This window comes from Paenibacillus tepidiphilus (genome assembly GCF_008635795.1).
GTDB classification, from domain to species: Bacteria; Bacillota; Bacilli; order Paenibacillales; family Paenibacillaceae; genus Paenibacillus_AQ; species Paenibacillus_AQ tepidiphilus.
Map to the genome: position 1 here is coordinate 91,667 of NZ_VWRQ01000004.1, position 24,751 is coordinate 116,417.

The 24,751-nt window shown below is 53.7% G+C and carries 29 protein-coding genes and 1 tRNA gene; 26 read left to right on the top strand and 4 right to left on the bottom strand.

Annotated elements, in window-relative coordinates; translation table 11 throughout:
- Positions 1–118: 118 nt before the first annotated feature.
- Positions 119–685, bottom strand: a complete 567-nt coding sequence (locus F1379_RS06345; protein WP_150267575.1) for a beta-class carbonic anhydrase — start codon at positions 683–685, stop codon at positions 119–121.
- A 140-nt stretch (positions 686–825) separates the two neighbouring features.
- Between F1379_RS06345 and F1379_RS06350 the strand changes: the two genes are divergently transcribed.
- The 10 genes from F1379_RS06350 to F1379_RS06395 all read left to right on the top strand — a co-directional run bounded on the left by F1379_RS06350 (position 826) and on the right by F1379_RS06395 (position 8,969).
- Positions 826–2,343, top strand: coding sequence for a carboxypeptidase M32 (locus F1379_RS06350; RefSeq protein ID WP_150267577.1), 1,518 nt, complete (start codon positions 826–828; stop codon positions 2,341–2,343).
- 82 nt (positions 2,344–2,425) lie between these two features.
- Positions 2,426–3,073 (top strand): PAQR family membrane homeostasis protein TrhA, encoded by a 648-nt coding sequence (trhA, locus tag F1379_RS06355; protein WP_150267580.1) that lies wholly within the window; start codon positions 2,426–2,428, stop codon positions 3,071–3,073.
- Positions 3,074–3,219: 146 nt separating this feature from the next.
- Positions 3,220–3,576: a putative DNA-binding protein gene (locus F1379_RS06360; RefSeq protein WP_150267582.1), complete on the top strand. Its 357-nt coding sequence runs from the start codon at positions 3,220–3,222 to the stop codon at positions 3,574–3,576.
- Between the two features lie 18 nt (positions 3,577–3,594).
- A complete protein-coding gene (gene ffh / locus F1379_RS06365; RefSeq protein WP_150267584.1) occupies positions 3,595–4,980 on the top strand; it encodes a signal recognition particle protein in 1,386 nt (461 codons plus the stop codon).
- A 304-nt stretch (positions 4,981–5,284) separates the two neighbouring features.
- Entirely contained in the window at positions 5,285–5,557 is a 273-nt protein-coding gene (gene rpsP / locus F1379_RS06370) for a 30S ribosomal protein S16 (RefSeq protein ID WP_150267586.1), read from the top strand.
- 22 nt (positions 5,558–5,579) lie between these two features.
- Complete coding sequence (locus F1379_RS06375) at positions 5,580–5,810, top strand: KH domain-containing protein (RefSeq protein ID WP_150267588.1); 231 nt, start codon at positions 5,580–5,582, stop codon at positions 5,808–5,810.
- 114 nt (positions 5,811–5,924) lie between these two features.
- A complete protein-coding gene (rimM, locus tag F1379_RS06380) occupies positions 5,925–6,449 on the top strand; it encodes a ribosome maturation factor RimM (RefSeq protein WP_150267590.1) in 525 nt (174 codons plus the stop codon).
- Entirely contained in the window at positions 6,449–7,276 is an 828-nt protein-coding gene (trmD, locus tag F1379_RS06385) for a tRNA (guanosine(37)-N1)-methyltransferase TrmD (protein WP_150268124.1), read from the top strand. Before rimM ends, trmD begins: the two co-directional genes overlap by 1 nt.
- A gap of 817 nt (positions 7,277–8,093) precedes the next feature.
- The gene (locus F1379_RS06390) at positions 8,094–8,543 is read left to right on the top strand and encodes a GNAT family N-acetyltransferase (protein ID WP_150267592.1); all 450 of its coding nucleotides are present in this window, start codon (positions 8,094–8,096) and stop codon (positions 8,541–8,543) included.
- A 347-nt stretch (positions 8,544–8,890) separates the two neighbouring features.
- Positions 8,891–8,969: transfer RNA gene (locus F1379_RS06395), tRNA-Pro, on the top strand.
- A gap of 80 nt (positions 8,970–9,049) precedes the next feature.
- Here the strand turns inward: F1379_RS06395 and F1379_RS06400 are convergent.
- On the bottom strand, positions 9,050–9,247 hold the full coding sequence (locus F1379_RS06400) for a hypothetical protein (RefSeq protein ID WP_150267594.1): 198 nt from the start codon (positions 9,245–9,247) through the stop codon (positions 9,050–9,052).
- A gap of 212 nt (positions 9,248–9,459) precedes the next feature.
- Here F1379_RS06400 and F1379_RS06405 point away from each other — a divergent pair, with 212 nt between their 5' ends.
- Positions 9,460–9,708: a hypothetical protein gene (locus tag F1379_RS06405; protein ID WP_150267596.1), complete on the top strand. Its 249-nt coding sequence runs from the start codon at positions 9,460–9,462 to the stop codon at positions 9,706–9,708.
- Positions 9,709–9,855: 147 nt separating this feature from the next.
- Here the strand turns inward: F1379_RS06405 and F1379_RS06410 are convergent, their stop codons facing one another.
- Positions 9,856–10,110, bottom strand: a complete 255-nt coding sequence (locus F1379_RS06410; RefSeq protein WP_150267598.1) for a hypothetical protein — start codon at positions 10,108–10,110, stop codon at positions 9,856–9,858.
- A gap of 209 nt (positions 10,111–10,319) precedes the next feature.
- Between F1379_RS06410 and F1379_RS06415 the strand changes: the two genes are divergently transcribed.
- From F1379_RS06415 to F1379_RS06465, 11 genes are all read left to right on the top strand, one after another.
- On the top strand, positions 10,320–10,607 hold the full coding sequence (locus tag F1379_RS06415; RefSeq protein ID WP_150267600.1) for a hypothetical protein: 288 nt from the start codon (positions 10,320–10,322) through the stop codon (positions 10,605–10,607).
- Positions 10,608–10,754: 147 nt separating this feature from the next.
- Positions 10,755–11,099, top strand: a complete 345-nt coding sequence (rplS, locus tag F1379_RS06420) for a 50S ribosomal protein L19 (protein ID WP_042128973.1) — start codon at positions 10,755–10,757, stop codon at positions 11,097–11,099.
- Between the two features lie 199 nt (positions 11,100–11,298).
- Positions 11,299–11,919: a signal peptidase I gene (gene lepB, locus F1379_RS06425; protein WP_150267602.1), complete on the top strand. Its 621-nt coding sequence runs from the start codon at positions 11,299–11,301 to the stop codon at positions 11,917–11,919.
- Between the two features lie 31 nt (positions 11,920–11,950).
- Positions 11,951–12,814 carry a ribosome biogenesis GTPase YlqF gene (gene ylqF, locus F1379_RS06430; protein ID WP_150267604.1) on the top strand — a complete coding sequence of 288 codons (864 nt, stop codon included), beginning with the start codon at positions 11,951–11,953 and terminating at the stop codon, positions 12,812–12,814.
- 174 nt (positions 12,815–12,988) lie between these two features.
- The gene (locus F1379_RS06435) at positions 12,989–13,600 is read left to right on the top strand and encodes a ribonuclease HII (protein ID WP_150268126.1); all 612 of its coding nucleotides are present in this window, start codon (positions 12,989–12,991) and stop codon (positions 13,598–13,600) included.
- Positions 13,601–13,698: 98 nt separating this feature from the next.
- Positions 13,699–15,978, top strand: coding sequence for a ribosomal eL19 family protein (locus F1379_RS06440; protein WP_150267607.1), 2,280 nt, complete (start codon positions 13,699–13,701; stop codon positions 15,976–15,978).
- Positions 15,975–16,274 (top strand): EscU/YscU/HrcU family type III secretion system export apparatus switch protein, encoded by a 300-nt coding sequence (locus F1379_RS06445; protein ID WP_150267609.1) that lies wholly within the window; start codon positions 15,975–15,977, stop codon positions 16,272–16,274. Before F1379_RS06440 ends, F1379_RS06445 begins: the two co-directional genes overlap by 4 nt.
- Positions 16,274–16,654: a YraN family protein gene (locus tag F1379_RS06450; RefSeq protein WP_150267611.1), complete on the top strand. Its 381-nt coding sequence runs from the start codon at positions 16,274–16,276 to the stop codon at positions 16,652–16,654. The genes F1379_RS06445 and F1379_RS06450 overlap by 1 nt, the downstream gene beginning before the upstream one ends.
- Before the next feature lie 109 nt (positions 16,655–16,763).
- Complete coding sequence (locus F1379_RS06455; protein WP_150267613.1) at positions 16,764–17,177, top strand: hypothetical protein; 414 nt, start codon at positions 16,764–16,766, stop codon at positions 17,175–17,177.
- Between the two features lie 96 nt (positions 17,178–17,273).
- Positions 17,274–17,786, top strand: a complete 513-nt coding sequence (locus F1379_RS06460; protein WP_150267617.1) for a metallophosphoesterase — start codon at positions 17,274–17,276, stop codon at positions 17,784–17,786.
- Between the two features lie 144 nt (positions 17,787–17,930).
- Entirely contained in the window at positions 17,931–19,649 is a 1,719-nt protein-coding gene (locus F1379_RS06465) for a YifB family Mg chelatase-like AAA ATPase (protein WP_150267620.1), read from the top strand.
- 275 nt (positions 19,650–19,924) lie between these two features.
- On the opposite strand, the gene F1379_RS06470 is transcribed toward F1379_RS06465, so the two are convergent.
- Positions 19,925–20,353: an organic hydroperoxide resistance protein gene (locus tag F1379_RS06470; RefSeq protein ID WP_150267622.1), complete on the bottom strand. Its 429-nt coding sequence runs from the start codon at positions 20,351–20,353 to the stop codon at positions 19,925–19,927.
- Between the two features lie 146 nt (positions 20,354–20,499).
- Between F1379_RS06470 and F1379_RS06475 the strand changes: the two genes are divergently transcribed.
- The 4 genes from F1379_RS06475 to dprA all read left to right on the top strand — a co-directional run bounded on the left by F1379_RS06475 (position 20,500) and on the right by dprA (position 24,734).
- The gene (locus F1379_RS06475) at positions 20,500–20,964 is read left to right on the top strand and encodes a MarR family winged helix-turn-helix transcriptional regulator (protein ID WP_150267625.1); all 465 of its coding nucleotides are present in this window, start codon (positions 20,500–20,502) and stop codon (positions 20,962–20,964) included.
- A 349-nt stretch (positions 20,965–21,313) separates the two neighbouring features.
- A complete protein-coding gene (gene sucC, locus F1379_RS06480) occupies positions 21,314–22,471 on the top strand; it encodes an ADP-forming succinate--CoA ligase subunit beta (protein WP_150267627.1) in 1,158 nt (385 codons plus the stop codon).
- A gap of 70 nt (positions 22,472–22,541) precedes the next feature.
- Entirely contained in the window at positions 22,542–23,471 is a 930-nt protein-coding gene (gene sucD / locus F1379_RS06485) for a succinate--CoA ligase subunit alpha (protein ID WP_150267629.1), read from the top strand.
- Positions 23,472–23,615: 144 nt separating this feature from the next.
- The gene (gene dprA, locus F1379_RS06490) at positions 23,616–24,734 is read left to right on the top strand and encodes a DNA-processing protein DprA (protein WP_150267631.1); all 1,119 of its coding nucleotides are present in this window, start codon (positions 23,616–23,618) and stop codon (positions 24,732–24,734) included.
- Positions 24,735–24,751 lie beyond the last annotated feature (17 nt).

A 24,751-nucleotide genomic window follows, 5' to 3' on the forward strand; every position in this document is an offset into this window, starting at 1 on the left:
AAGCACTTCAATATTCAGTGCATGCAATAAGGCATGAAGTAAATTGCATTAGACAGCGCAAATAAAAAGGACGGAGATCCAGAGGATCTCCGCCAAACAAAGAGTTCAGAGAGTTGCCTTATGCTCCGCTGTACCCGTCAACGACCAGCTCAAGCGCTCCGGTAGACGGATCGATGATCATGCCGTGCACAGGTACCTTGGGGGGGAGTAAGGGATGGCGCTTGATTAGCTCCACAGTCTGAATTACCCCGTCCTGAACATTGTCAAACCCGCGCAGCCACTTTGTCAATTTGATTCCCGAATTCTCCAAAGTGCTCAGCACTTCCTCGGAAACGCCGCGCTCCTTGATCGAATTAATCATCCGGTCCGCGTTGAGCGAGGCCATCCCGCATTCGTAGTGGCCCACGACAATCACTTCATCGGCATCCAGCTCATATAGAGCGACCATCACGCTGCGCATTACGCTTCCGAACGGCTGGGAAATGACCGCGCCGGCGTTCTTGATGATTTTGACATCGCCGTTCTTGAAGTTCATCGCCTTGGGAAGCAGCTCCACAAGCCGTGTGTCCATACAGGTGATGATCAGCATTTTTTTATCGGGAAAGCGGCTGGTCATATAGGCTTCGTATTCTTTTTTCTCGACAAATTGCTTGTTAAACTCCAGAATGTTGGTTATTTGACTCATGACCATGCTTCCTCCCAATCAAAATGTGTTAAAAGCTTTAATACTTCAAATTAGAGATGTACGCTCTGAAGTTGATTATACGCATTCAAAAAAGTATCATCAAGAGGAGCAGCTAAAACATAGAAAGCGGGTGAACCCCCATGGAACAATCAGTCCGGGAACAATGGGAGAATTTCAAGGCACTGCTGGGCAAAATTCAGGCCTTTAGCGAAGCGGCCTCACTCATGCACTGGGATCTGCGGACCGGCGCGCCGCGCAAAGGAGTGGAAATGCGCTCCGCTACCATCGGTACATTGAGTACCGAAGCCTTCAAGCTGCAGACCTCGCCGCAAATGGGCGAATTTGTAGAATTCTTCAGCCGGCCGGCGGTGATGAATCAGCTGTCTGCCGCGGAGAATAAGCTGGTTGCCGACTCCCGCAAGGAATATGAGCGCAGCAACCAGATTCCGCCTGAACTGTTCGAGGAGTACTCCGTACTCTCGGCGACGGCGCAGACGATCTGGGAAGAGGCCAAAAATAACGATGATTTTGCTTCCTTTGAGCCGTATCTGACCAAGATCGTGGAGCTGAAGCAGAAATTTATCGACTATTGGGGCGTGAAGGACAGCCGGTACGATACGCTGCTGGACATGTACGAGCCCGATTTAACCACGGATAAGGTGGACGAGCTGTTCGGACGTCTGCGCAGCCGCCTCGTACCGCTGGTGGAAGCGATCAACGCTTCGCCGGATAAGCCGGACACCGGCTTCCTGAGTGAAATTTATGCCAAGGAGCAGCAGGAGAAATTCGCCCTCTTTTTGCTGGAGCAGATGGGCTATGACTTTGAAGCGGGACGGCTGGATGAAAGTGTGCATCCGTTCGCTATCGGGCTGAATCCGGGTGATGTGCGCATTACGACCAACTATTTGCTCGACAATGTGACCAGCTCGATCTTCAGCTCGCTGCATGAAGGCGGCCACGCGCTGTATGAGCAGAATATCAGCAAGGAGTTCGTAGGCACGTCGCTGGCGCAAGGGACCTCGATGGGCATCCATGAATCGCAGTCGCGCCTGTGGGAGAACTTTATCGGCCGCAGCCGTTCCTTCTGGGAACGCTACTACGGCGATTTGCAGCAGCATTTCCCCGATCACCTGGCGAACGTGGAGCTGGAGGATTTCTACCGGGCGATCAACAGCGTAGCCAATTCCTTTATCCGTATTGAAGCGGATGAGCTGACCTACAATTTGCACATTATCGTGCGCTATGAGATTGAGAAGCAGATTTTTAATGAAGGCCTTGAAGTCAAGGATCTGCCGAAGATATGGAACGCTAAGTACCAGGAATATCTGGGCATCACCCCTCCGACGAATGCGCTCGGCGTCCTGCAGGATGTGCACTGGTCGGGCGGCGATTTCGGTTATTTTGCCTCCTACTCCCTGGGAAATATGTATGCGGCGCAAATCGTCAACACACTGCGCAAGGAGTTGCCCGAATTCGATAGCCTGATTGCCGAAGGCAACCTGCTGCCGATCAAGGAGTGGCTGACCGGGAAGATATACCGCCACGGCGCCAGCCTGACGCCTTCCCAGATCATTGAGCAGGTTACAGGCGAGCCGCTGAATCCGGATTATCTGGCCGATTATCTGGAGAGCAAATACAAGGAGTTATATAAGTTGTAAGAATTGAACCCGGCCTGGTGGCTGGATTCCGGTACGCAGAACAGGATATAATAGAAGAAAACCGAAATGGAAGGATTTTGTTATGGCCAACACGCATACTTACAGCCGCCGCGAAGAGGTCGCAAATGCCATTACGCATGGAATCGGTACGGTGCTGAGCATCGCCGCGCTGGTCCTGCTCGTTGTTTATGCCAGTCTGGAAGGGACCGCATGGCATGTGGTCAGTTTCTCGATTTACGGAACGACCATGCTGCTGCTGTACTTGAATTCAACGCTGGTGCACAGCCTCAAGGAAGGCAAATGGAAGGATTTATTTGAATTTTTCGATCATTCCTCGATCTATCTGTTCATTGCCGGTACGTACACGCCGTTTCTGCTGGTGGCGATCCGGGGACCGCTCGGCTGGAGCCTGTTCGGAATCATTTGGGGCATTGCCCTGTTCGGGGTCTTGTTCAAGGCCTTCTTCGTCAAAAGATTCCTGTTCATGTCGACGATCTTCTACATCGCCATGGGCTGGCTGATCGTCATTGCCTGGAGCCCGCTTGCAGCCGTCGTGGCCAGCGGGGGGATGACGCTGCTTGTTGCAGGAGGTCTCCTGTATACGCTTGGTACCATCTTCTATGTCTGGCGGGGGTTCCCGTTCCATCATGCCGTCTGGCATATGTTCGTTCTGGCAGGCAGTGTGACCCACTTTTTCGCGGTGCTAATCTACTTGCTGCCGATCCGTTAGGGGCAGAGAAGCTGCCTTACAACTATATTTGATCCCACAGAGAAAGATGACAAGTAAAAGTGCTTGACATCTTTCTTTGTTTTAGGTATGATAAGGGACGTTGTGAGGCTGTAAAGTGTTTTTCCTTGACGAAGGGAGTGCCCTTAATGAGTCAGGAAGATCGGCTCGAGAAGACCAACCGGATTAATTTGCTGTTCGCTTTCTATGAGCGTCTGTTAACGGATAAGCAGCAAACCTTCCTTAAATATTATTTCCACGATGATTTCTCCCTGGGAGAGATCGCTGCGGAATTTGAAATCAGCCGTCAGGCTGTCTACGAACATATTAAACGGGCGGAGCAGGTACTGGAGAATTACGAGGAGAAGCTCGGATTGCTCAGCAAGCATGAGAGCCGCAGCCGATACCTGGAAGAGCTCCGCGGACTGCCCGGCAACGGGAAGTCGCCCGATGAATACAATGAGCGTTTTACGGAAATTGTGGATGCATTGCAGAGGTTAGAGTAACGGAAGGGAGAACCCGATATGGCATTTGAAGGCTTAACCGGCCGGCTGCAGAATGTGTTCAGCAAGCTGCGCGGCAAGGGCAAGGTCTCCGAAGATGATGTCAACGAAGCCATGCGCGAAGTGCGGCTGGCGCTTCTGGAAGCCGACGTTAACTTCAAAGTCGTCAAGGACTTCGTGTCCAAGGTGAAAGAGAAGTCCATCGGCAAAGAAGTGATGGACAGCTTCACTCCCGGCATGGTCATCATTGATATAGTCAACAAGGAAATGACCGAGCTGATGGGCGGCAGCCAGGCAAAGCTGGCCAAGGCGAACAAGCCGCCGACCGTCATTATGATGGCCGGTCTGCAGGGCGCCGGTAAGACAACAACTTCCGGCAAGCTGGCCAAGCTGCTGCAGAAGGGCAACCACCGCCCGCTGCTGGTAGCGGCGGATATTTATCGCCCGGCGGCAATCAAGCAGCTGCAGATTCTCGGCGAACAGATTAAAGTGCCTGTGTTCTCCTTGGGAGACCAGACCAGTCCGGTTGAGATCGCCAGACAGGCTGTCCAGCACGCGAAGGACAACAATCTGGATTATGTAATTATCGATACCGCCGGCCGGCTGCATATTGATGAGCAGCTGATGGAAGAGCTGAAGCAGATTCATACCACTGTCAGCCCTGACGAAGTGCTGCTCGTTGTCGATGCCATGACCGGTCAGGATGCGGTCAACGTGGCCGACAGCTTCAATAAGCAGCTGGAGCTGACCGGGGTTGTACTGACCAAGCTCGACGGCGATACCCGCGGCGGCGCCGCGCTGTCCGTCAAGGCTGTCACCGGCTGCCCGATCAAGTTCGCCGCTCTGGGCGAGAAGATCGACGCGCTGGAGCCGTTCCATCCGGAGCGGATGGCATCGCGGATTCTCGGCATGGGCGACATGCTCTCCCTGATCGAGAAGGCACAGGCGAACATCGACGCCGATAAGGCCAAGGAAATGGAGCGCAAGATGCGCAACGCCGAGTTCACCTTCGACGATTTCCTGGAGCAGATGGACCAGGTGAAGAAGCTCGGTCCGCTGGACCAGATCCTTGATATGCTGCCTGGCATGGGCAAGGCCAAGGGCATGAAGGACCTGAAGGTGGATGACAAGCAGATGGGCCGCGTCGAAGCCATCGTGCATTCAATGACGAAAGCAGAGAAAGCCCAGCCCGAGATTATCAACCATAACCGCCGCAAGCGCATCGCCGCCGGCAGCGGAACGTCCGTCGCCGAGGTTAACCGGCTCATCAAGCAGTTCGATGAAATGCGCAAGGTGATGAAGCAGTTCTCCGGCATGATGGGCGGCATGGGCAAGGGCGGCAAGAAGAATGCCATGAAGCAGCTGAAGAATCTCGGCGGCAAGGGCATGAAGTTCCCGTTCCGTTAAGATCTGACATTGTACAACATCAGAAGATCAAGCAAGCCTTTGACCTTAGGTTTTAGCTTTTGTTATTGCAGTAGCAATATACCGCCGCAGTTAAGCGGGTCCCGTAAGGGACGGCAAGCGCTCTTACCACCACTCGTCGCAAGGTCCCGCTTCCCCAAGCTCCTTCGCTAGTTGCACTTAGCGGGTGTCCAGAGGGCGGCAGCCCTTGGGGCCCTCCCTTAGGAAGGGAGGGTTTGGGTGGGATGGCAAAAGGTTTTAATAAAGCTTTCCTGTTTTCTAATACTTTTATAAGGAGGTGAATCAAGTGGCAGTACGTATTCGTTTGAAAAAGATGGGTGCGCATAAAGCGCCTTTCTACCGCGTAGTGGTTTCCGATTCCCGGTCCCCTCGTGACGGACGTTTCATCGAGGAAATCGGTTATTATAACCCGATTGAGCAACCAGCAGTTGTGAAGATCGATGAGGAAAAAGCTCTGAAATGGCTTCAAACCGGTGCGCAAGCATCCGATACCGTCCGCAATCTGCTTTCCAAAGCAGGCGTGATGAAGAAGTTCCATGAGCTGAAGCAACAGAAATAATGACTGATTGCGAGGGTCCTCTATGGAAGAATTAGTTGGCGTTATTGCTAAGGCTTTAGTGGATCATCCCGAGGATGTGGCGGTACGGACTGTGGAGAAGGATCACTTGATTGTGTATGAGCTCTCCGTTCATCCAGATGATGTCGGTAAGGTCATCGGCAAGCAGGGGCGGATCGCCAAAGCGCTCCGTACAGTAGTCACATCGGCAGCAGTCAAGAATGATAAGCGCGTTACCGTAGATATTTTATCTTAATGGATGCGTTCAGGAAGGGGCCAGGGATAGTATATCCCGGCTCCTTTTTGTTGAAATATATAAGAAGAGCAATTACCCGAGCCTGTATGGGGACAATTGAAGGGAGAGGACATTATGGCGCAAGAGTTGACCGTAGGCAAGCTGGTGAATACGCATGGCATCCGCGGCGAGATCAAGGTGGTGTCGCGCACCGATTTTCCGGAAGTGCGCTTTGCGGCCGGAAGCAAGCTGCTGATCGAGCCGCAGGACGGCGGAACCAAGGTCGAGGTAGAGGTGGAAGCCGCCAGAGAGCATAAGGGAACCTTTATCGTTAAGCTCAAAGGAATCACAGATATCAATCAGATCGAGAAATATAAAGGCAGTCTGCTGAAGGTGCCGGGTGATGATCTGGTTGAGCTGTCCGAAGACGAATATTACTTCCATCAGATTGTGGGCTGCACGGTATATACGGAAGACCAGCCAGACCAGCCGCTGGGCCAAATCACTGATATTCTGCAGCCCGGCGCCAATGATGTCTGGGTCGTGAAGCCCTCCAAGGGCTCGGAGATTCTGATTCCGGTCATCAAGGATGTCGTGCTGAACGTCGATATTGCTGAACAAAAAGTAACGGTCCGTCTGATGGAAGGGCTGCTGCCATGATGCGGATCGACGTGCTGACGCTCTTCCCGGAGATGTGCGAAGGGGTGTTCGGCACAAGTATCCTCGGCAAAGCCCGCGATAAAGGGATTGTTAGTCTGAATGCGGTGAATTTCCGCGATTTCTCGGGCAACAAGCATGGCAGCGTCGATGACACGCCTTACGGCGGCGGTGGAGGCATGGTGCTGAAGCCGGACCCGATCTTTGCTGCGGTGGAGCATGTGCTGGGGCTGGCGGGACAGGAAGCCGCTCCTGGCGAGGCAGAGGAAATGCAGCTGCAGGAGCCCCTTGTGTCCCCGGACCATGCAACTGACAACGCATCGCCAGCTTCTGTGAAGCCGCGAATCATCCTGATGTGTCCGCAGGGACGGACCTACAATCAGCGCATTGCCGAAGAACTGGCCCAGGAGCAGCATCTGATCTTCATCTGCGGCCATTACGAAGGCTATGACGAGCGGATTCGCGAGCATCTCGTGACCGATGAGCTGTCCATCGGAGATTATGTTCTGACTGGGGGAGAACTGCCAGCGCTGACGGTTATTGACTCGGTCGTGCGGCTGCAGCCGGGGGCACTCGGCAATGAAACCTCTGCAGTGACGGATTCCTTCAGCACCGGGCTGCTGGAATACCCGCATTATACGCGCCCTGTGGAGTTTCGCGGCTGGAAGGTGCCGGACATCCTGCTCAGCGGGCATCATGCCAATATCGAGCAGTGGCGGCGGGAGCAGGCGCTCCAGCGTACGCTGGAGCGGCGTCCGGATCTGCTGGATACGGCGGAGCTGACGGCGAAGGACCGGCAGGCGATTGACCGCTTGAAGCGGCAGGATTAACTAGGCGAAAAATGGTGGACAAGAACATAGCCCTTTAAGAGCCCGCGCCCAGCGCGGGTTTTCTGTTGCATTTTTATAGGATGGAGGCTTTAGTAACCCAGGAGCGATCCCTTGTAGCGAGTGGAACTAATCCGTCAAATTTATAAGGCATTTGGAGCGTCTTTTTAACGTAGATTATGTTGAGAAGGCTTTTTTTGTCGTTATGCTCAGGATTGCTTCCGAGGGAGTGAATGAATGGCGAATAATATTTAAAAATTAAACAAAATAACCGATAACATAGAGGTAGGCACAAAATCTTCACAAAAATACGAGCAAATGTGCGTTGCTTTCCTGTGGGCTGGGTAATAAATAGAGGCGCCGAGATAAGCAATGCAGCTTAAACACACCAAGCTATAATCTGAAAGGAATGAAAGCAAGTGACTGCGAATACGCATGAAGAACTCAAGCAGAACGCGGACACTGTCCGCAAGGAAGCGGAGCCGCTCCGTACCGTAAACGATATTATTGATTTTTATACGAACCGCAAATCGTAACCAATAATTATGACAAGAGCCTGGACAGCAGGTACTATAGCCAATCGGCAAACAGAATAGCCCGGACAAGAGGACAGCGAATCCGCATTCGTTGTCCTCTTGTTTTTGGAAAAAGAGAAGGATAAGCGGAAGCCGCAGGCGAATATCGTAGTTAAAGCTGGTATTCCCGAAAGGAGTGATGTTGTATGAAAAATATTGAGCGCACAGGTGGAGTTTGCTGGCTTGGCAGATAACCGCAGAGGAACGATTCCTCTGCAAATGAGACATTTGGGAGGAACGAAAGGATGAGCATAGCATTAAGGCCGGTGTCGGCTGAAAACTGGTATGAATGTACACAGCTTAAGGTTAAGCCGGAGCAGCTGGCTGTTTTTCCTGCGCCTGTCGTGTACTGGATTGCAGAATCCAGATTTGTTGAAGCGTTTGAATTGCGGGCCGTGTATTCGGGCGACATTCTGGTGGGGTTTATCGTATTTTGTGCGAAGCCGGACGAGGATGGTAACTGCTGGATTCAGGCTCTGATGATTGATGATGAGCATCAAGGCAAGGGTTACGGCAAGGCGGCAATGCAAAGGCTGCTTGAAACCATGAGTAGATTACAATGCCGAAGAATCATGGTCGGACACCGTCCGGACAATCAGATTGCGGATCAGCTGTATGCGTCGCTCGGATTCCAGAAGATTAGTGAAGAGGCAATAGACGGCGAGATCATACGTCTGCTCGGCAATAATATATAAAGGATAGCCAATAAAAAAGACCGTCCGAAGACGGTCTTTCTACCCGAGGCGCTTGTGAAGCTCGTGATCCGTATCCCGCGCCACCAATGCTGTCAATTAGCGGTTGGTCCGGGTAAGGGATACGTTCAGCATGTCATTATTGATGTGAACGCACCTCCTTTCCTTGTGCCCAAAGTATAACACAGCTCTAATGAGAAATCTATAAAATTTTAGGAATATTTCAAAATAAATAGGAGAATCGGAGAAGCAGCCGCTATCCAAAAAGTAAGCGCATTCCCCTTGCCAAAAAACCGCCTTTGGCCGTATAATTATGGAAGCGCCATTTCTGGTTACATCTTACATATTCGTCGGGGTATAGCGCAGTCTGGTAGCGCGCACCCTTGGGGTGGGTGAGGTCGTGGGTTCGAATCCCGCTACTCCGATCCAAACAAAGAACCGCTGCACACGGAAGATCTTCCGTAAGCAGCGGTTCTTTGTTTGGTATCCCATATTAGACTGTGCGGGCTCTAAGATCCTTGCTTGGTCTCCTGTGTATGTTTCTTCATCATCACTACACCGGTAACAAGCGCATATACTGCAAAAATCCCCAGCACCACGATGGCCCACACGTAATTGCGGACCGAATAAGTCAGCGAAGCCAGCATGAAAAAGATAGCGACGCGCAGAATGCCTTCATTAATAAAGGTTCGTTCAACTGCACTCATGATTGTTGCCTCCTTCTTATCATATGAAGCTTAATGGACAAGACCGTAAGCGTTTCCTTCTTATAATGCATATTATAAACCTTGTTCTTGTAAAAGTCACATATTGTTCACAAGTTAATCTTTTCACAGCTCCCCAATCTGTACCTTAGCCGTTGCCCGCTTATCCCGGTATTCATACAATACACCAACACGAGGTGAGGAGGAGTTCTCTGGTGGAAGCCTATTACAACTGTTTGCACTGCAAAAACAAACGGGTCCGCATTCTGACCAAGGATGGCAAGCGGTATGAGGGTGTAGTTGTCGATGTGGATAACAACAATGTCTATTTACGGACCAAGGGTAACGGGAAAGTGAAGACCTCAGCATTCTATCCCGGCAACTATTACGGCGGATATTACGGCTACGGCAGTGAAATTTTGACGCTGAGCCTGTTCACTCTGCTGGCCATTGCGCTGATCTAAATTTCTGGCGGACGAAAAAGTGGGCTGCCCTATGAAAAAGGGAGCCCACTTTTTTGATACATATATGATTTTAACGTTAGTTAAAGCTGAGATCGGAGTGTCCATTTATTTGCCGGGCCCTATTCCACAGTTACTGCTTTGCCGCTATTACTCCCCAGTGACACCAAGCTGATCTCCCAGCTCGTGAGCAGTATCCGTCATGGTTGCGCCTGCCTCTTCGAGATCTCCGTTGATCTCTGGTGACAGGCCTTCCGGTTGCAGTTCGCCGAAGAATCCGGACAGGCGCTCCTGAAACTGATTATCGACGGCTTCCTTATGCGGAAGCTCGCGGCATCCCGCCAGCATAACGGCCGATAATACGCAGACTGCAGCAAGCGCTGTCACTTTATGTTTATTGTACATGATTCCCGTTCCTCCCGTATGTTTCTTTCAGTTCTATGTATGTGTATACAAGTATATCCCCTGGAATTTATATGGAAAACGGACCACGGCCCGGTTGCCGCACTGGACCATAGTCCAGGGAGGGCGGCTGCTGTAATTCAGTTGTTGTTTATGCTAAAATAAGCGCAGGAATACCGATAATACGCTGGTCAAGGGAGCGGATGAGGCATATGCAGTATGCAGTGGGTGTAGTGATACTGTTGATCGTTACTGCGGGATATGCCGCCTATCGCGGACGTATGCGCAAGCCTGCGCAGCCGGAGACGAGAACGGCGGGCAATGTAATATCCATGGAAAGTCACCGTAAAGCCAAACGGGAGGCTGCAGAGCAGGTATGCTCTTCATGCAAGAAGAAGAACGGGAAGCTTATCTTTTATGCACAGGACAATGGAACTATCGTCGGACTATGCAAGAATTGCCAGGACCAGGCGAAGAAACGCGATTTGCTCCCTTTGTAAAAATAAAATAAGTATATTGAATTTACCCGACACTTGTGATAATATTAATTCTGTTGTGTTGAATACGGCGGTCCTCTGCGGATAATGATGAAGAGCAAGGCTCTTTGGAAGATGTATGAACGCCCGTACGGAAGGAGGAAGTCCTAAATGAATATCCTGCAAGCAATTACACAAGAGCAGCTTCGTAAAGATATCCCAAGTTTTCGTCCTGGCGATACACTGAAGGTGCATGTAAAGGTTATTGAAGGAACTCGTGAGCGTATCCAGCTGTTCGAAGGCGTTGTAATCAAACGTCGCGGTGGCGGAATCAGTGAAACTTTCACTGTTCGCAAAATCTCTTACGGCGTTGGTGTGGAAAGAACTTTCCCAATCAACTCGCCTAAGATCGAGAAGATCGAAGTGGCTCGCCGCGGTAAAGTTCGTCGTGCCAAGCTGTACTATCTGCGTGAACTGCGCGGTAAAGCTGCCAGAATTAAAGAAATCCGCCGTTAATTTCGGCAAAGGGGAGGGGCTTGGGTGCAAGCCCCTTTCGTTCTTTCTTGAATACAGAGAAATCATCAGCAGGATGCTTTCTTTAGCATATTATATTTTCAAAGCATGTCATATGAGAAGGCCCCACTTTGTGGGGTTATTTTCAAAATATAAGCATTTCCGGGCTAACTGTATAGCATAAAGAGAGGAAGGTGAAACTATGCAGCAGGATTTTCAACAAGGCCGGAACGACGTTGTGGAGCCGGACGGTGATAACGTCAAGAAGCCTAAGAATGAAGCGATGGAATGGATTAAAGCGATCGTGATTGCGCTGGTATTGGTGATCCTGATCCGGTGGCTGCTCTTTAAACCGTTTATAGTGGACGGGCCTTCCATGAAGCCTACTTTCCATACCGGAGAGCGGGTTATTGTCAACGAAATTTTGTATGATATCCGTTCACCGCAGCGCGGCGAGGTCATTGTCTTCCATGTACCGTCCGAAGGCAGAGATTTCATCAAACGGGTGATCGGCGTAGCCGGGGATACGGTGAAAGTAGAAGGGGATGTCGTTACAGTCAACGGCCAGCCCGTCAACGAGACCTATATCCAGGGCGCCATTGACGCCGCCCATCAGAACAATGCCCTGTACAACAACAAGGATTTCCCTAATGAAGAATTCCCTGACGGCACGGTACCCGAAGGCCACGTATTCGTGATGGGCGACAACCGTTCGGACAGTACAGACAGCCGGATGATCGGCTATGTACCGCTGGATGATATTGTCGGCCGGGCGGATCTGATCTTTTGGCCGGTAAAGGATATTTCCATTGTTAATCACTAAATGAAGTAAGCAGTCGAAGGAGGTGACGGCTATGACCATCCAATGGTTTCCCGGTCATATGACGAAGGCCAGACGGCAGATCGAGGACAAACTGAAGCTGATTGATGTGGCAATCGAATTGATTGACGCACGTCTGCCGCTTTCCAGCCGCAATCCGATGATCGACGATATTTTGCGGGACAAGCCGAAGCTGATTATACTTAACAAAGCGGATTTGGCCGATCCGGAAGCGACGCGCAAGTGGCTGGCTCATTTCAAGGAGCAGGGCTTTGTGGCTCATCCGGTCGATGCATCCACCGGCAAAGGCGTGAAGGAGATTCCTGAGCAGGTGAAGACGCTGCTGAAGGAGAAGCTGGAGCGTCAGATCGCCAAGGGTATGAACCCGCGTCCGATGCGGGCCCTGATTGTCGGCATCCCCAATGTCGGCAAATCAACGCTGATCAATAAGATGGCCGGCAGAAACATTGCCGCAACCGGAGACCGTCCGGGTGTGACGAAGGGCCAGCAATGGATCAAGACCGGTGGCAATCTGGAGCTGCTGGATACACCGGGCATTCTCTGGCCGAAGTTCGAGGACCAGGAAGTCGGATATCGGCTGGCAGTGACGGGTGCGATCAAGGAAGAGATTCTGAATGTCGAGGACATCGCCTTTTTTGCGGTAAAATATTTACTGCGGGATTACAGCGAACGCTTCAGTGAGCGCTTCGGCATCGAGAAGCTTCCGGCGGCGGATACGGATAATCCGGACGATATTGTTGCAGTATTGGAGGCGGTCGGCCGCAAACGCGGCTGTCTGATCAGCGGCGGCAGGGTCGATCTGGAGAAAGCCTCACGTACGCTGCTGCACGAACTCCGTGCCGGCAAGCTGGGGTCTTATACGCTGGAAATGCCATAACACATAGCAAGCTATAACTATACACAAGGTTAAGCAAGCCATCCATGAATTGGGTGGCTTTTTGCGTGAAATTGCAGGACGGCGGGGATGACCGGTATCCTTTCCTATGATAAGCTGGGAGAAAGAGAGACCGATGAAGTTATGGATGGTGAATAATAGGTGAGTACAATAGATATGCTGGTTCATGAAAAAGAAATCTGGGAGCAATCCTACCGCAGAATTGCCGGTGTGGATGAAGTAGGCCGGGGCTGTCTGTTCGGCGATGTGGTGGCGGCAGCGGTGATCCTGCCTGAAGGACTCATCATTGAAGGGGTGGACGACTCCAAGAAGCTGACGGCCAAGAAGCGGGAGGCGCTGTTTGCGCAGATTATGGAGCAGGCGCTGGCGGTCAGTGTAGGCCAGGTGGATGCCGCCATGATTGATGAAATCAATATCAAGCAGGCTTCGAGGCTGGCTATGAAGCTGGCGGTGGAGGGGCTCGGAGAGGTTCCGGATTACATGCTGATTGATGCGGAGAAGGTGGATCTGCCGCAGCCGCAGCGTGCGATTATTAAAGGCGATGCGAACAGCCAGTCCATTGCTGCCGCTTCCATTGTCGCCAAAGTGACACGCGACCGCCTATGTGAAGGGGAATGGGAAGAGCTGTACCCGGATTACGGGATCAAAATACATAAAGGCTATGCCACCAAGCTGCACCGGGAACAGCTGTTGTCACTGGGACCGACTCCGATGCACCGGCGCAGCTTTATCGGCCGGATTATGGCGGACCAGATGACCTTGTTCTAAGCTGGACCCGGTCTAGCTCTGGGCATCAGGGCTTTCATAAAATGACCCGGATAGCCGATATAATAAGTAGTAATTAGCTGTGGAAGGAGGGGAGACAAATGAACATCGGATCGCTAGTACGCGGTTTATTGGGCGACAGCCGACCCGGCGAGATGAAGACCGCCGAGCTGAAGGAAGGCCAGGTTGTCCGCGGCACGGTGCTCAGTGTCTCGGAGTCGGGCAGAGAAGCGGTGGTGCAGATTCAAGGCACACCGGTACGGGCAGAGCTGGAGACACCGCTGACGCCGGGACAAGTCTTGGCGCTGCAGGTCGCCCCGCCCGGAGAGAACGGGCTGCCTGTTCTGAAGCCGGTACCCGCCGAGACGGCGCTCCTGGCGTCGCCCCAGAGCATGGGCGAAGCCCTTGAGTCGCTTGGCTTGAGCCAGTCCAAGGCCGGGCGGGAAATCATCCAAGCCATACTGTCAGCAGGATTGCCGCTGGACAAGGAGACTGCCGCTAAGCTGGATGCGGTTATGGGCACGAAGCCGCAGGGCGTTCCCGACGGGGAATGGCTGGAGTCGGCGGCAATCTCGCTGAAGCGCGGCCTTCCGGTGACTTCCGAAAGCATCAAAGGCATTCATCAAGCCGTGTTCGGTCCAAAGCTGCATGATTTGCTGGCCAATCTGGAGAATGAGCTGCGGCTCTGGGCGGAACAATCGGCGAAGGGGAGCGGTGCAGCAACTCCTTCCGCTTCAGTGCCAGGGAGCGGCGGAACAGCGGGAATGCAGGCTTCGGCATCGGCTCCGTCGACGCTGGCTGCTTCCGCAGCTGGCGTGCACGGAGCGGATGCCGGACCGGACGTCTCCGCTGTCCGGCCTGGATTGACAGGCGCCGCAGCTCCTGCAGCCACAGGTTCTGCGGGAGAAGCGGCTCCCGCCGCACAGGCAGCAGTCGGGCAAACGGAGGCAGCGGAGGGGTTACCGCAGGCCGGTTCCGGCAAGGCCGGACTGCCTGGCGCGAATCCGGCGACGCTTGCCGGTGGAAGTGCTGCACCTGGAGAGTTGCAGCAGACTGCTGCCGGAAAGGCAGAGACACTGTCCGGTAACCTGCAGCAGGCTGCATCAGGAAGTGCGGATGAAGCTGCGGCTAATCCGCAGCCTGCTGCAGGAAGAAGCGAAGCTGTAGCGCCGCAAGGTAAAGGACTCGACGGCAGCCAGCAGGGAGCAGCAGGGCGAGCGGAAGGCTCCGCCGGGACGCAGCAAGGAGCGGCAGGGCGAGCGGAAGGCTCCGCCGGGACGCAGCTAGGAGCGACAGGGCGAGCAGAAGGCTCAGCCGGGACACAGCAAGGAGCGGCAGGGCCTGCAGGAACGCCGCAAGCGGCTGCGGGAGAAGGCGGAACGGCAGGAGCCGGCAAGCCCGCTCCTGCGGCGGGCCAGGGGTTGACCAGCGCAGCGGCGCCGGGCGGGCAGGCGCCTGCGGACACGCCGGCCGCGCAGCCGGTGCCGGCGGGACCGGCCGCCCTGCAGCAGCGCCTGCAGGGCGTGCTGGCCGAGCTGCGCGGCACGTTGCCGCAGCTCGCCGAAGCTTCGCCCGCCGCCGGCGCAGCGGGCGAAGCTACTCCCCCTGCGCCCGCTGCGGCGGCGCAGGGCACCGCGCCCACCCAGGAGGCGGAGCCTTGGGTGGGGCGGGTGCTGAAGCTGCTCGGTGCGGAGCACGAGCAGCAGGCCGTGCGCGGCGGCGGCGAGCCGGCCGCGCAGCTGCGGTCCGCGGCGGCAGCGGCGGCCGCGGGGACGCGCGAAGCAGCGCTGCCGCAGGCGGCGCTGCAGGGGACGGGCGCCCAGGCGGAGGCGGCAGACACGCTGAAAGGCGTGCTGCTGCAGGTGCTGGGCGCCGCGGATGTGCCTCCCGCGGTCAAGGAAGCCGCGGGGCAGCTCGTGCAGCAGCTGACGGGACAGCAGCTGCTGCTCAATACCGACCGCACGGCGCCGTTCGCGCAGGTCACGATGTTCCTGCCGCTGAGAGGTGCGGACGGGCAGGAGACCGCTTCTGTCCATATCCAGTCGCGGCGCGGCCGCAAAGGCGAGCTCGACCCGGCGAACTGCCGGCTCTGGTTCGATCTGGACATGCGGCAGCTGGGCCAGACGCTGGTCGATGTGCAGGTGGTAGACCGTATCGTCAGCCTGAAGCTGCATAATGATACCCCTTGGGTGCTTGAATTGCTGGAAGCGCGGCGGGATGATATCCAGGGGGCGATTGAATCTATCGGCTACCAGTTGTCTGGCTTACGGACAGAGCCGCTTCCTGAGCGCAGCGTCACTGCATCCTCCGGTGCAGCTGCACCGGGCAAGCTGGCTGACTTTGTGCCGGATGCCTATAAAGGAGTCGATTACCGGATATGAAAGAGACTGATCAGGAAACTGCGCTGCACCGCAAAAAAGCAGTGGCGCTGAAGTACACCCCCGGCCAATCCGAGGCTCCGGTTGTGGTAGCGAAGGGCCAGGGTGCGGTGGCGGAGGCCATTTTACAGAAAGCCAAAGAGAACGGAGTGGCTGTTCAGGAAGATGCGGCTCTTGTGGAAGTGCTGTCCAAGCTGGACCTCGACCAGCAAATTCCCCCGGAGCTGTATCAGCTTGTGGCTGAGATCTTGAGCTATGTGTATCAGAGCGACCGCTCTGCAGCGCAAAGGCCAATGTGATGGAGCCGGGGCGCGAGCGGTACAGCCGTAAGCAAAAAGGAACCGCGGCCGAAGATGCCGCCGCCCTTTATCTGGCTTCACGGGGCTACGCCATTCTGGAACGGAACTGGCGCTGCCGCAGCGGTGAGCTCGATATTGTTGCCGAGCTTGCAGGGAGACTTGTAATAGTGGAAGTCCGCAGCCGTGGCAGCAATCCGCTGCCGGGTACCCCTGAAGAATCGGTGGACGCGCGCAAAATCCGCCGTGTCCGTCAAGCCGCAGCAATTTATTTGCATCAGCAGCGCCACGCGGACCGGCAGGTTACATTTGATGTGGTGACAGTCCTGCTTCATGAGGATTTGAGCATCGCGGCTCTGCATCATATCCGTGAAGCCTTTTAGCGGAAATCAAGTCATGATTCGACTATGACACCATCCCTGGGTCATTTCTTGAGGGAAATGGGTATACATAATTGTAACTTTGAATGCCACCGGGAGGGGGTTGTCCGCTATGAGTAAACCAATATCTCACATACACATCTCCTTTGCCTGCCAGCATTGTGAGCATAGCCTCGATGTAGACTTGGGCGGAGAACCGATGTCTGTCGTCCGCTGCAGTCACTGCGGCAAGAGCTTTACCGTCATGCGGCCGAATATCGCCGAAGAGATATTAATTGATTGGGAAAGCGAAGCGCTGTTCCAGAAAATAAGGGCTGAACAAAACCAGCGCAACAACAGCAGTCTGCTTTCACTGGTAATCCGGGTCATTGAACTGCTGACATGGCGGGATAAAGGAAACGGTCAGGTCGAAGCGATCAAGGAGATGCGCAGCTGGCTGATTGAGCATGAAGAAACACCTCCGCTTGCAGAGCTGATTCAGATGGACGGTAATGAGCGCAACGGCAAGCGGAACTGGGACAAATGATGCGTTTTTTTGCATAAAAGCACATGAAATACGGTTTGAGTATTGAAATTCGCACTTGTGCAGAGACACAAGACTCATGGAAAGAAGAGGATCGTGATGTCAAACGTATTCTTTACCTCTGATCACCATTTTGGCCATCGTCATATCATAGATTTTGAATCCCGCCCGTTTGCGGGTGTGGCGGAAATGGACCGCAGTATGACGACGGTCTGGAATTCGGTCGTGAATGCTGAAGATACCGTGTTTCACCTGGGTGATTTCTCGTTCCGCAATCTGGAGGAGACCCGCAGCATCGTAAACGCACTGCATGGCTACAAAATATTGATTCTGGGCAATCATGACCGGGGGCGGGGGCGTGCCTGGTGGCTGGAGGCGGGCTTTGACGAAGTCAGTGAGTATCCCCTCATTTATAAAGACTTCTTCTTTCTTTCCCATGAGCCGATGTATATGAACAGGCATATGCCTTACGTCAATGTGCACGGACATATTCATGGACAGAAATACGAAGGCCTTCAGCATTTCAATGTTTGTGTCGAACACTGGGAATACCGTCCGCTGGCATTTGGACAAATCAGGGATCAGGTGACCGCTAAAGAAGACGGCTCCTAAGGGTGACTGCTGAAGACGGCTTGCCGCCGGTCCGGCGAAGAGCGTATACTGTGGATAAAAGAATAATCGGAAATAAGGAAGCACCTTTTTCTTGAATGAGCGCCCGGATAGCCCGGCGTATTTCTCAGGAAGAGGTGTTTTTTTATGTATGGAAAATTGCATAGTGCCTGCTTGTACGGAATAGAAGGGGTCATGATCGGGGTGGAGGTGGATTTAGCCAACGGACTCCCGCAGACGAATATAATCGGTCTCCCGGATTCCGCTATCCGCGAAGCCGTAGAACGGGTGCGTGCGGCAGTCAAGAACTGCGGCTTCCGTTATCCGCAGCAGCGGGTGACGATAAATCTCGCCCCCGCTGACCTGCGGAAGGAGGGCTCGGCCTTTGATCTGGCAATAGCCCTCGGGATACTGACGACCAGCGGGCAGCTTATCATGCCTGCAGCCCGGGACATGCTGCTGATCGGAGAGCTGGCGCTGGATGGAAGCCTGCGGCCGGTAACCGGGGTCCTTCCGATGGTGGAAGCCGCACGACGTGCCGGATTCCGTAAGGTGCTGGTGCCGAAAGGCAATGCGCCTGAAGCTGCGCTTATCCGCGAAATGACGGTCTATGCGGCTAACCATTTATATGAGCTTCCTCAGGAGGGTGTAGCTCGGGAGAAGTTCATACTGCCCGCGAAGCATGATGCAGACAGAAAGACAACTGGCGATGCAGCGAACACCCTGACGTCAAGGACAGGATCAGCCGGTACGGACGCGCTGCCTTTTCCGGTAACCGTAAGTACCGGATCGGCCATGCATGACCGGGCACCGGTGGAAGTGCTGAGTCTGGAGCACTTGTTATACAGGCCGGCAGCAGCCGATGATCCTACTGAAGCTGCCGGGCATTTATTGCTGGAGGATTACAGCGATGTGCTGGGTCAGGACCATGTGAAGCGGGCGTTGACGATTGCCGCCGCCGGCATGCATAATATCGTCCTGGTCGGTCCGCCAGGGACGGGAAAGACGATGCTCATCAAGCGGCTGCCGGGCATCCTGCCGCCGCTAAGCGACAGCGAGGCGCTGGAGGTGACACAAATCTTCAGCGCTGCCGGCAAGCTGAAGGACGCCCGCAGCGGCTTGCTGCGCAGCCGTCCGTTCCGTTCACCGCACCACACGGTCTCCGGGGCGGGACTTATTGGCGGGGGCGGCATCCCCAAGCCGGGCGAAGTCAGCTTAGCCCACCGGGGTATTCTGTTCCTCGATGAGCTGCCGGAGTTCTCCCGGAATGTGCTTGAGGTGCTGCGCCAGCCGCTGGAGGATGGTGTCGTCACTATCAGCCGCGCCCGGGCCACCTTTACCTATCCAGCCAAATTTTTACTCGCAGGATCAATGAATCCGTGCAGCTGCGGCTTTCTCGGCAGCGGAAGTCCACAGCAACGCTGCACGTGCAGTGCTGCAAGAATTGCTCATTATCGTTCGCGGATCTCCGGGCCGTTAATGGATCGGATGGATATGCACGTGGTTGTTCCGCGCAGCAGTAATTGGGACAGCGGGCGACCATCCCGGTCCACAGCGGAGATGCGCGCTGAGGTGCTGAAGGCACAGGAGCTGCAGACGCAGCGCTACCGGGCGCTGCCGATCTCGTGGAACAGCGAGCTGACCGGCAGAGCGCTCCGCAAATATGCGGCGCTCAGCCCGGAAAGCGCCTGTATGCTGCAGGGCGTACTGGACGGTCTTGGACTCAGCATGCGGGCCCATGACCGGATTATCAAGCTGGCCCGCACAATCGCAGATTTGGACGGGTCGTCCAATATTTCCTCTGCCCATCTGGCCGAGGCGGTACAGTACCGCAATTTGGACCGCCAGATTCAGCATGAAGAGTAAGCAAATGATAAAGCATATCAGAAGATGGCATGAGTCAGAGATGAGTAAGGTGGGAGTATGCACGACGTGAGAAAGTGAAAATGAGAATGAGAGTGAGTATGGTATGAATACGAGTATGGGAGTGAGTATGGGTATGAATACGAGTATGAGCAAATGTAGAGCCTAAAGAGCAAAGTATGATTAGAGTGATATATAGTAGGAGTAACATGTGATAAGAATATAAGAATGCCGCCCTGGTTCCGGGCGGCATTCTTAAGTGATTTCAGTTGTTATGCTTACAGCACGTTGATTTCTACCTGGATGTTGCCGCGGGTAGCTCGGGAGTAAGGGCAGGCACCGTGAGCAGCCTCTGCCAGCTGGACTGCGGTGGCGTGGTCTACGCCCTTCACAAGAACATCCAGCTTGACGCCGATGCCAAAGCCTCCGTCTTCCACTTTGCCAAAGCTTACGGTTGCTGTTACTTCGCTGCCTTCGATCTTCACTTTACCCATCCGGGCAACCATGTTCAGAGCGCTGTCGAAGCAGGCGGAATAGCCGGCTGCGAACAACTGCTCAGGGTTAGTGCCGTCACCGCCGGCACCGCCCATTTCGCGTGGGGTGCTGATGGTCAGGTTAAGCTGTGGATTAGCGGATTCTACATAACCGTTGCGGCCGCCCACCGCTTTTACTGTGGTTTCATACATTTTTTGCTGGATCGTCATCATTATAATCGCTCCGTTCTTTTTATAAATACATTGTACACAATTTAATTTACCAAAATAAAAATAATAGTCAATATATTTTTCGCTATTAACATGATATTAAGCATGAATTGTGATAAAATAATGTCCGAGAGGCAGGTGAAGATAAAATGCATAAGCCCACTACATCACCGGAACTGATGCTGGACAATCAGCTTTGTTTTACGATATACGCCTGTTCCCGCGAGTTCACCAAGCTTTACCAGCCCCATCTGGACAAGATTGGTCTGACCTATTCCCAATATCTCGTTATGATGGTGCTTTGGGAAAGACAGGAATGCACCGTCAAAGAGTTGGGCGAGGCTCTGTTCCTGGACTCCGGCACACTTACTCCGCTCCTCAAGCGTCTGCAGGCGGCAGGTCTGATTTTGCGCGAACGTTCGCAGCAGGATGAACGCAAGGTCCTGATCTCACTCACCGAGAAGGGCTGGGCGCTGCGCAGCGAGGCTGCCTGCATTCCTGCAAAGATGGCGGAAGGAACGGCTCTGTCCCCTGAAGAGTTCTTCCGTCTGCTGGGAGAGTTCAAGGACCTTCTGGGCCGGGTACATGAAGCCAACGCCAATTCCAACAAATAAAAGATAAAATGAATGTCAATGAAACCGTTCGCGCTACGGCATGAAACTTAGCGAAAAAATGTGTACAAATAATGAAAGTTTTTGAGGAAAGCGTTTTTAAATCATGTTACAATATTCTGGGTTTCCCATTCTGTCATATACGTAATATAGATATTGACTCTCTATTACATGGCAGATGTCACAGGTGAGAGCAGTGCCGCTGGGTGTTCGCACCGGCGCCTGTGTTCACCTTGATTCCGGGTGTTGTATCATCCACCGGTCTGGACCCGGCTTTGGACAATCAAAACGGAAAGCGGAAAGGCTTAGGGGAGCCTGCCCCGGCCGCCGCCACATTTAGGAGGCTTCCGGTATGAATATCCACGAGTATCAGGGAAAAGAAGTACTTAAGAAGTACGGCGTTGCCGTACCGAACGGCAAAGTAGCTTACACAGTGGAAGAAGCGGTAGAAGCCGCGTCATCTCTGAGCACACCGGTTGTGGTTGTAAAGGCGCAGATTCATGCAGGCGGCCGCGGGAAAGCGGGCGGTGTCAAGATTGCAAAGTCGCTGGATGAAGTAAGAGAATACGCGGCGGAGCTGCTTGGCAAAACGCTGGTGACGCATCAAACGGGGCCTGAAGGCAAGGAAATCAAACGCCTTCTGATTGAGGAAGGCTGTCAGATTGTCAAGGAATATTACATTGGCCTGGTGGTAGACCGTGCTTCGGGAAGGGTCGTGATGATGGCCTCCGAGGAAGGCGGTACAGAAATTGAAGAAGTGGCGGCTACGCATCCGGAGAAGATTTTTAAGGAAGTCATTGATCCGGCTGTGGGGCTGCTGACCTTTCAAGCCCGCAAATTAGCTTATAGCATCGCCATTCCGCCGGAGCTGGTCAATAAAGCGGTCAAGTTCATGCAAGCGCTGTATTTGGCTTTTGTGGATAAGGATTGCTCTATTGCGGAGATCAATCCGCTTGTTGTGACCGGCGACGGTAACGTAATGGCACTGGATGCGAAGCTCAATTTCGATTCGAACGCCTTGTTCCGTCACAAGGATATTCAGGCATTGCGCGATCTGGATGAAGAGGATGAGAAGGAAATCGAAGCCTCCAAGTTCGATCTCAGTTATATCGCGCTGGACGGCAACATTGGCTGTATGGTCAACGGTGCCGGTCTTGCCATGGCTACAATGGATATTATTAAATATTATGGCGGCGAACCGGCCAATTTCCTGGATGTCGGCGGCGGTGCCACAACAGAGAAGGTTACGGAAGCTTTCAAAATCATATTGTCCGATGACAAGGTCAGTGGGATCTTTGTCAATATATTCGGCGGAATCATGCGCTGCGATGTCATTGCCAGCGGTGTAGTTGAAGCTGCGCGGCAGCTCGGCTTGACCAAGCCGCTCGTGGTCCGTCTGGAAGGCACTAATGTGGCGCTCGGCAAGGAAATTCTGGCCGGCTCAGGGCTGAATATTGTTGCTGCCGACTCCATGGCCGACGGTGCCCGCAAAATTGTCGCTTTAGTGTAATTTGCTGCCGGTACTTTACGGACCAGGCATTCGTATTCGACTACTCTATCAGTGGGGATGTGACCAGAACATGAGCATTCTTGTCAATAAACATACGAAAGTGATTACGCAAGGCATTACCGGAGCGACCGGACTATTCCATACTAAGGGAGCACTTGAATACGGTACGCAAATGGTTGGCGGGGTGACTCCTGGCAAAGGTGGAACCTATGCTGACATTACGCTGGAGAACGGCACCCAAGTCAGCCTGCCGGTATTCGACACCGTAGTGCAGGCAGTAGCCGCTACCGGAGCAACGGCCAGTGTTATTTATGTTCCACCGGCATTTGCTGCGGATTCCATTATGGAGGCGGTGGATGCCGAGCTTGATCTCGTCATCTGTATTACCGAGGGCATTCCGGTGCTGGATATGGTCAAGGTGTCCCGTTATATGGAAGGTAAGTCCACCGTACTCATTGGACCTAACTGTCCGGGTGTCATTACGCCCGGTGAGTGCAAGATCGGGATTATGCCGGGATATATCCATACCCCGGGTTATGTTGGCGTCGTTTCGCGCAGCGGAACCTTGACCTATGAAGCCGTGCATCAGCTGACCGAACGCGGCATCGGGCAATCGACGGCTGTGGGCATCGGCGGCGATCCGGTGAAGGGCTCGGAGTTTATAGATATTCTGAAGCTCTTTAATGAAGATCCCGGAACCAAAGCGGTTATTATGATCGGTGAAATCGGGGGAACGGCCGAGGAAGAAGCTGCGTTATGGATCAAAGAGAACATGACAAAGCCTGTTGTCGGATTTATCGGCGGCGTGACGGCGCCTCCAGGCAAGCGTATGGGCCATGCCGGTGCGATTATCTCCGGGGGCAAAGGTACGGCCAGCGAGAAAATTGCCGTGCTGGAGTCCTGCGGTATCAAGGTGGCGCCTACTCCGGCCGAAATGGGCTCGACGCTGGTCAGTGTTCTGGAAGAGCGCGGCATATTGAACGCCTTCACTACGCATTAAAGCTATACCTTGTCATCATTGCTGTGTATAATAGCTGTAAAGGTAAGCAACCTTTTATTCTCCGCAGCGGGGATAAAAGGTTGCTTTTTTTTGTGCCAAATAAGGAAGGCATTCCTTCCGTTCAAATGAGGGAGTAGAGTATATATGGATAAGCGCGAATTGCTGTTTGGGTTGCATGAGATTGCCGGTATCGGCTGGAAAAGTATCGACAAAATCTGCCGTTCAGGTTATTTGTCAGAGGAGGGGCTTTCCTGCCGGGAAGAGGAATGGCGCGGTATTGGATTATCGGTTGCAGTTGCGCAGCGACTGGCCGGGATGAACATCCTGGAGTGGATCAAAGAGCGCCGCCTTTTAATAGAAGAAAGAGGTCTGGAGATGGTCACCGTGTTCGACGGGAATTACCCGGCGCAACTGAAAGAAACAGCCCAGCCGCCTTGGGTGCTGTACTATAAAGGCGATATCGGACTGACCGGGAGACCGGTTGTCGCCATGGTCGGGACCCGTGTACCAACAGCGTATGGCCGTAAAGTCGGTGAAATGCTGGCTGAGGAGCTAAGCCGCGGCGGAGTGACTGTTGCCAGCGGACTGGCACGGGGGATTGACAGTGTCTGCCACGAAGCGGCATTGCGCGGAGAAGGCAGCACAATCGCAGTGATGGCGACAGGATTTGACAAAATTTACCCTCCGGATAACCGGGAGCTGGAACGCGATATTAGCCGCAGAGGACTGGTCTTGAGCGAGTATCCCTTAGGAACACCGAGCCATCCCGGCTTGTTTCCGCAGCGGAACCGGATTATCGCCGGCTTGGCCTTGGGTACGGTAGTGGTGGAAGCGGACAGCCGCAGCGGTTCGCTCATCACGGCAGATGCCGCCCTGGAAGCAGGCAGGGATGTATTTGCTGTGCCGGGACCGCTGACTTCGCCCAAGAGCAGAGGTGCCCTGGAGCTGATTAAGCAGGGGGCGAAGCTGGTAACCTGCGCCGGCGATATCCTTGAAGAATATGCCCATCTTTTGCCGCTGACTGCTGTGGACAGAGAATCCGGACACGGTCCGGCAGCCGGGCAACGGGCAGGACTTGATGAAAAGAAATTGACAAACGATGAGCAACAACTATACCATATACTGCAGCAAGGGCCATTCACCCTGGATGAGCTGCTGGGGCGCTCAGGATGGCATTTTGGACATTTGCATTCAGTTCTGTTATCGTTAATCATACAAAAAGCGGTAGCGCAATTACCGGGTGCAATCTATAAGGTAATTTAATATAGAAGGCGAGTTAA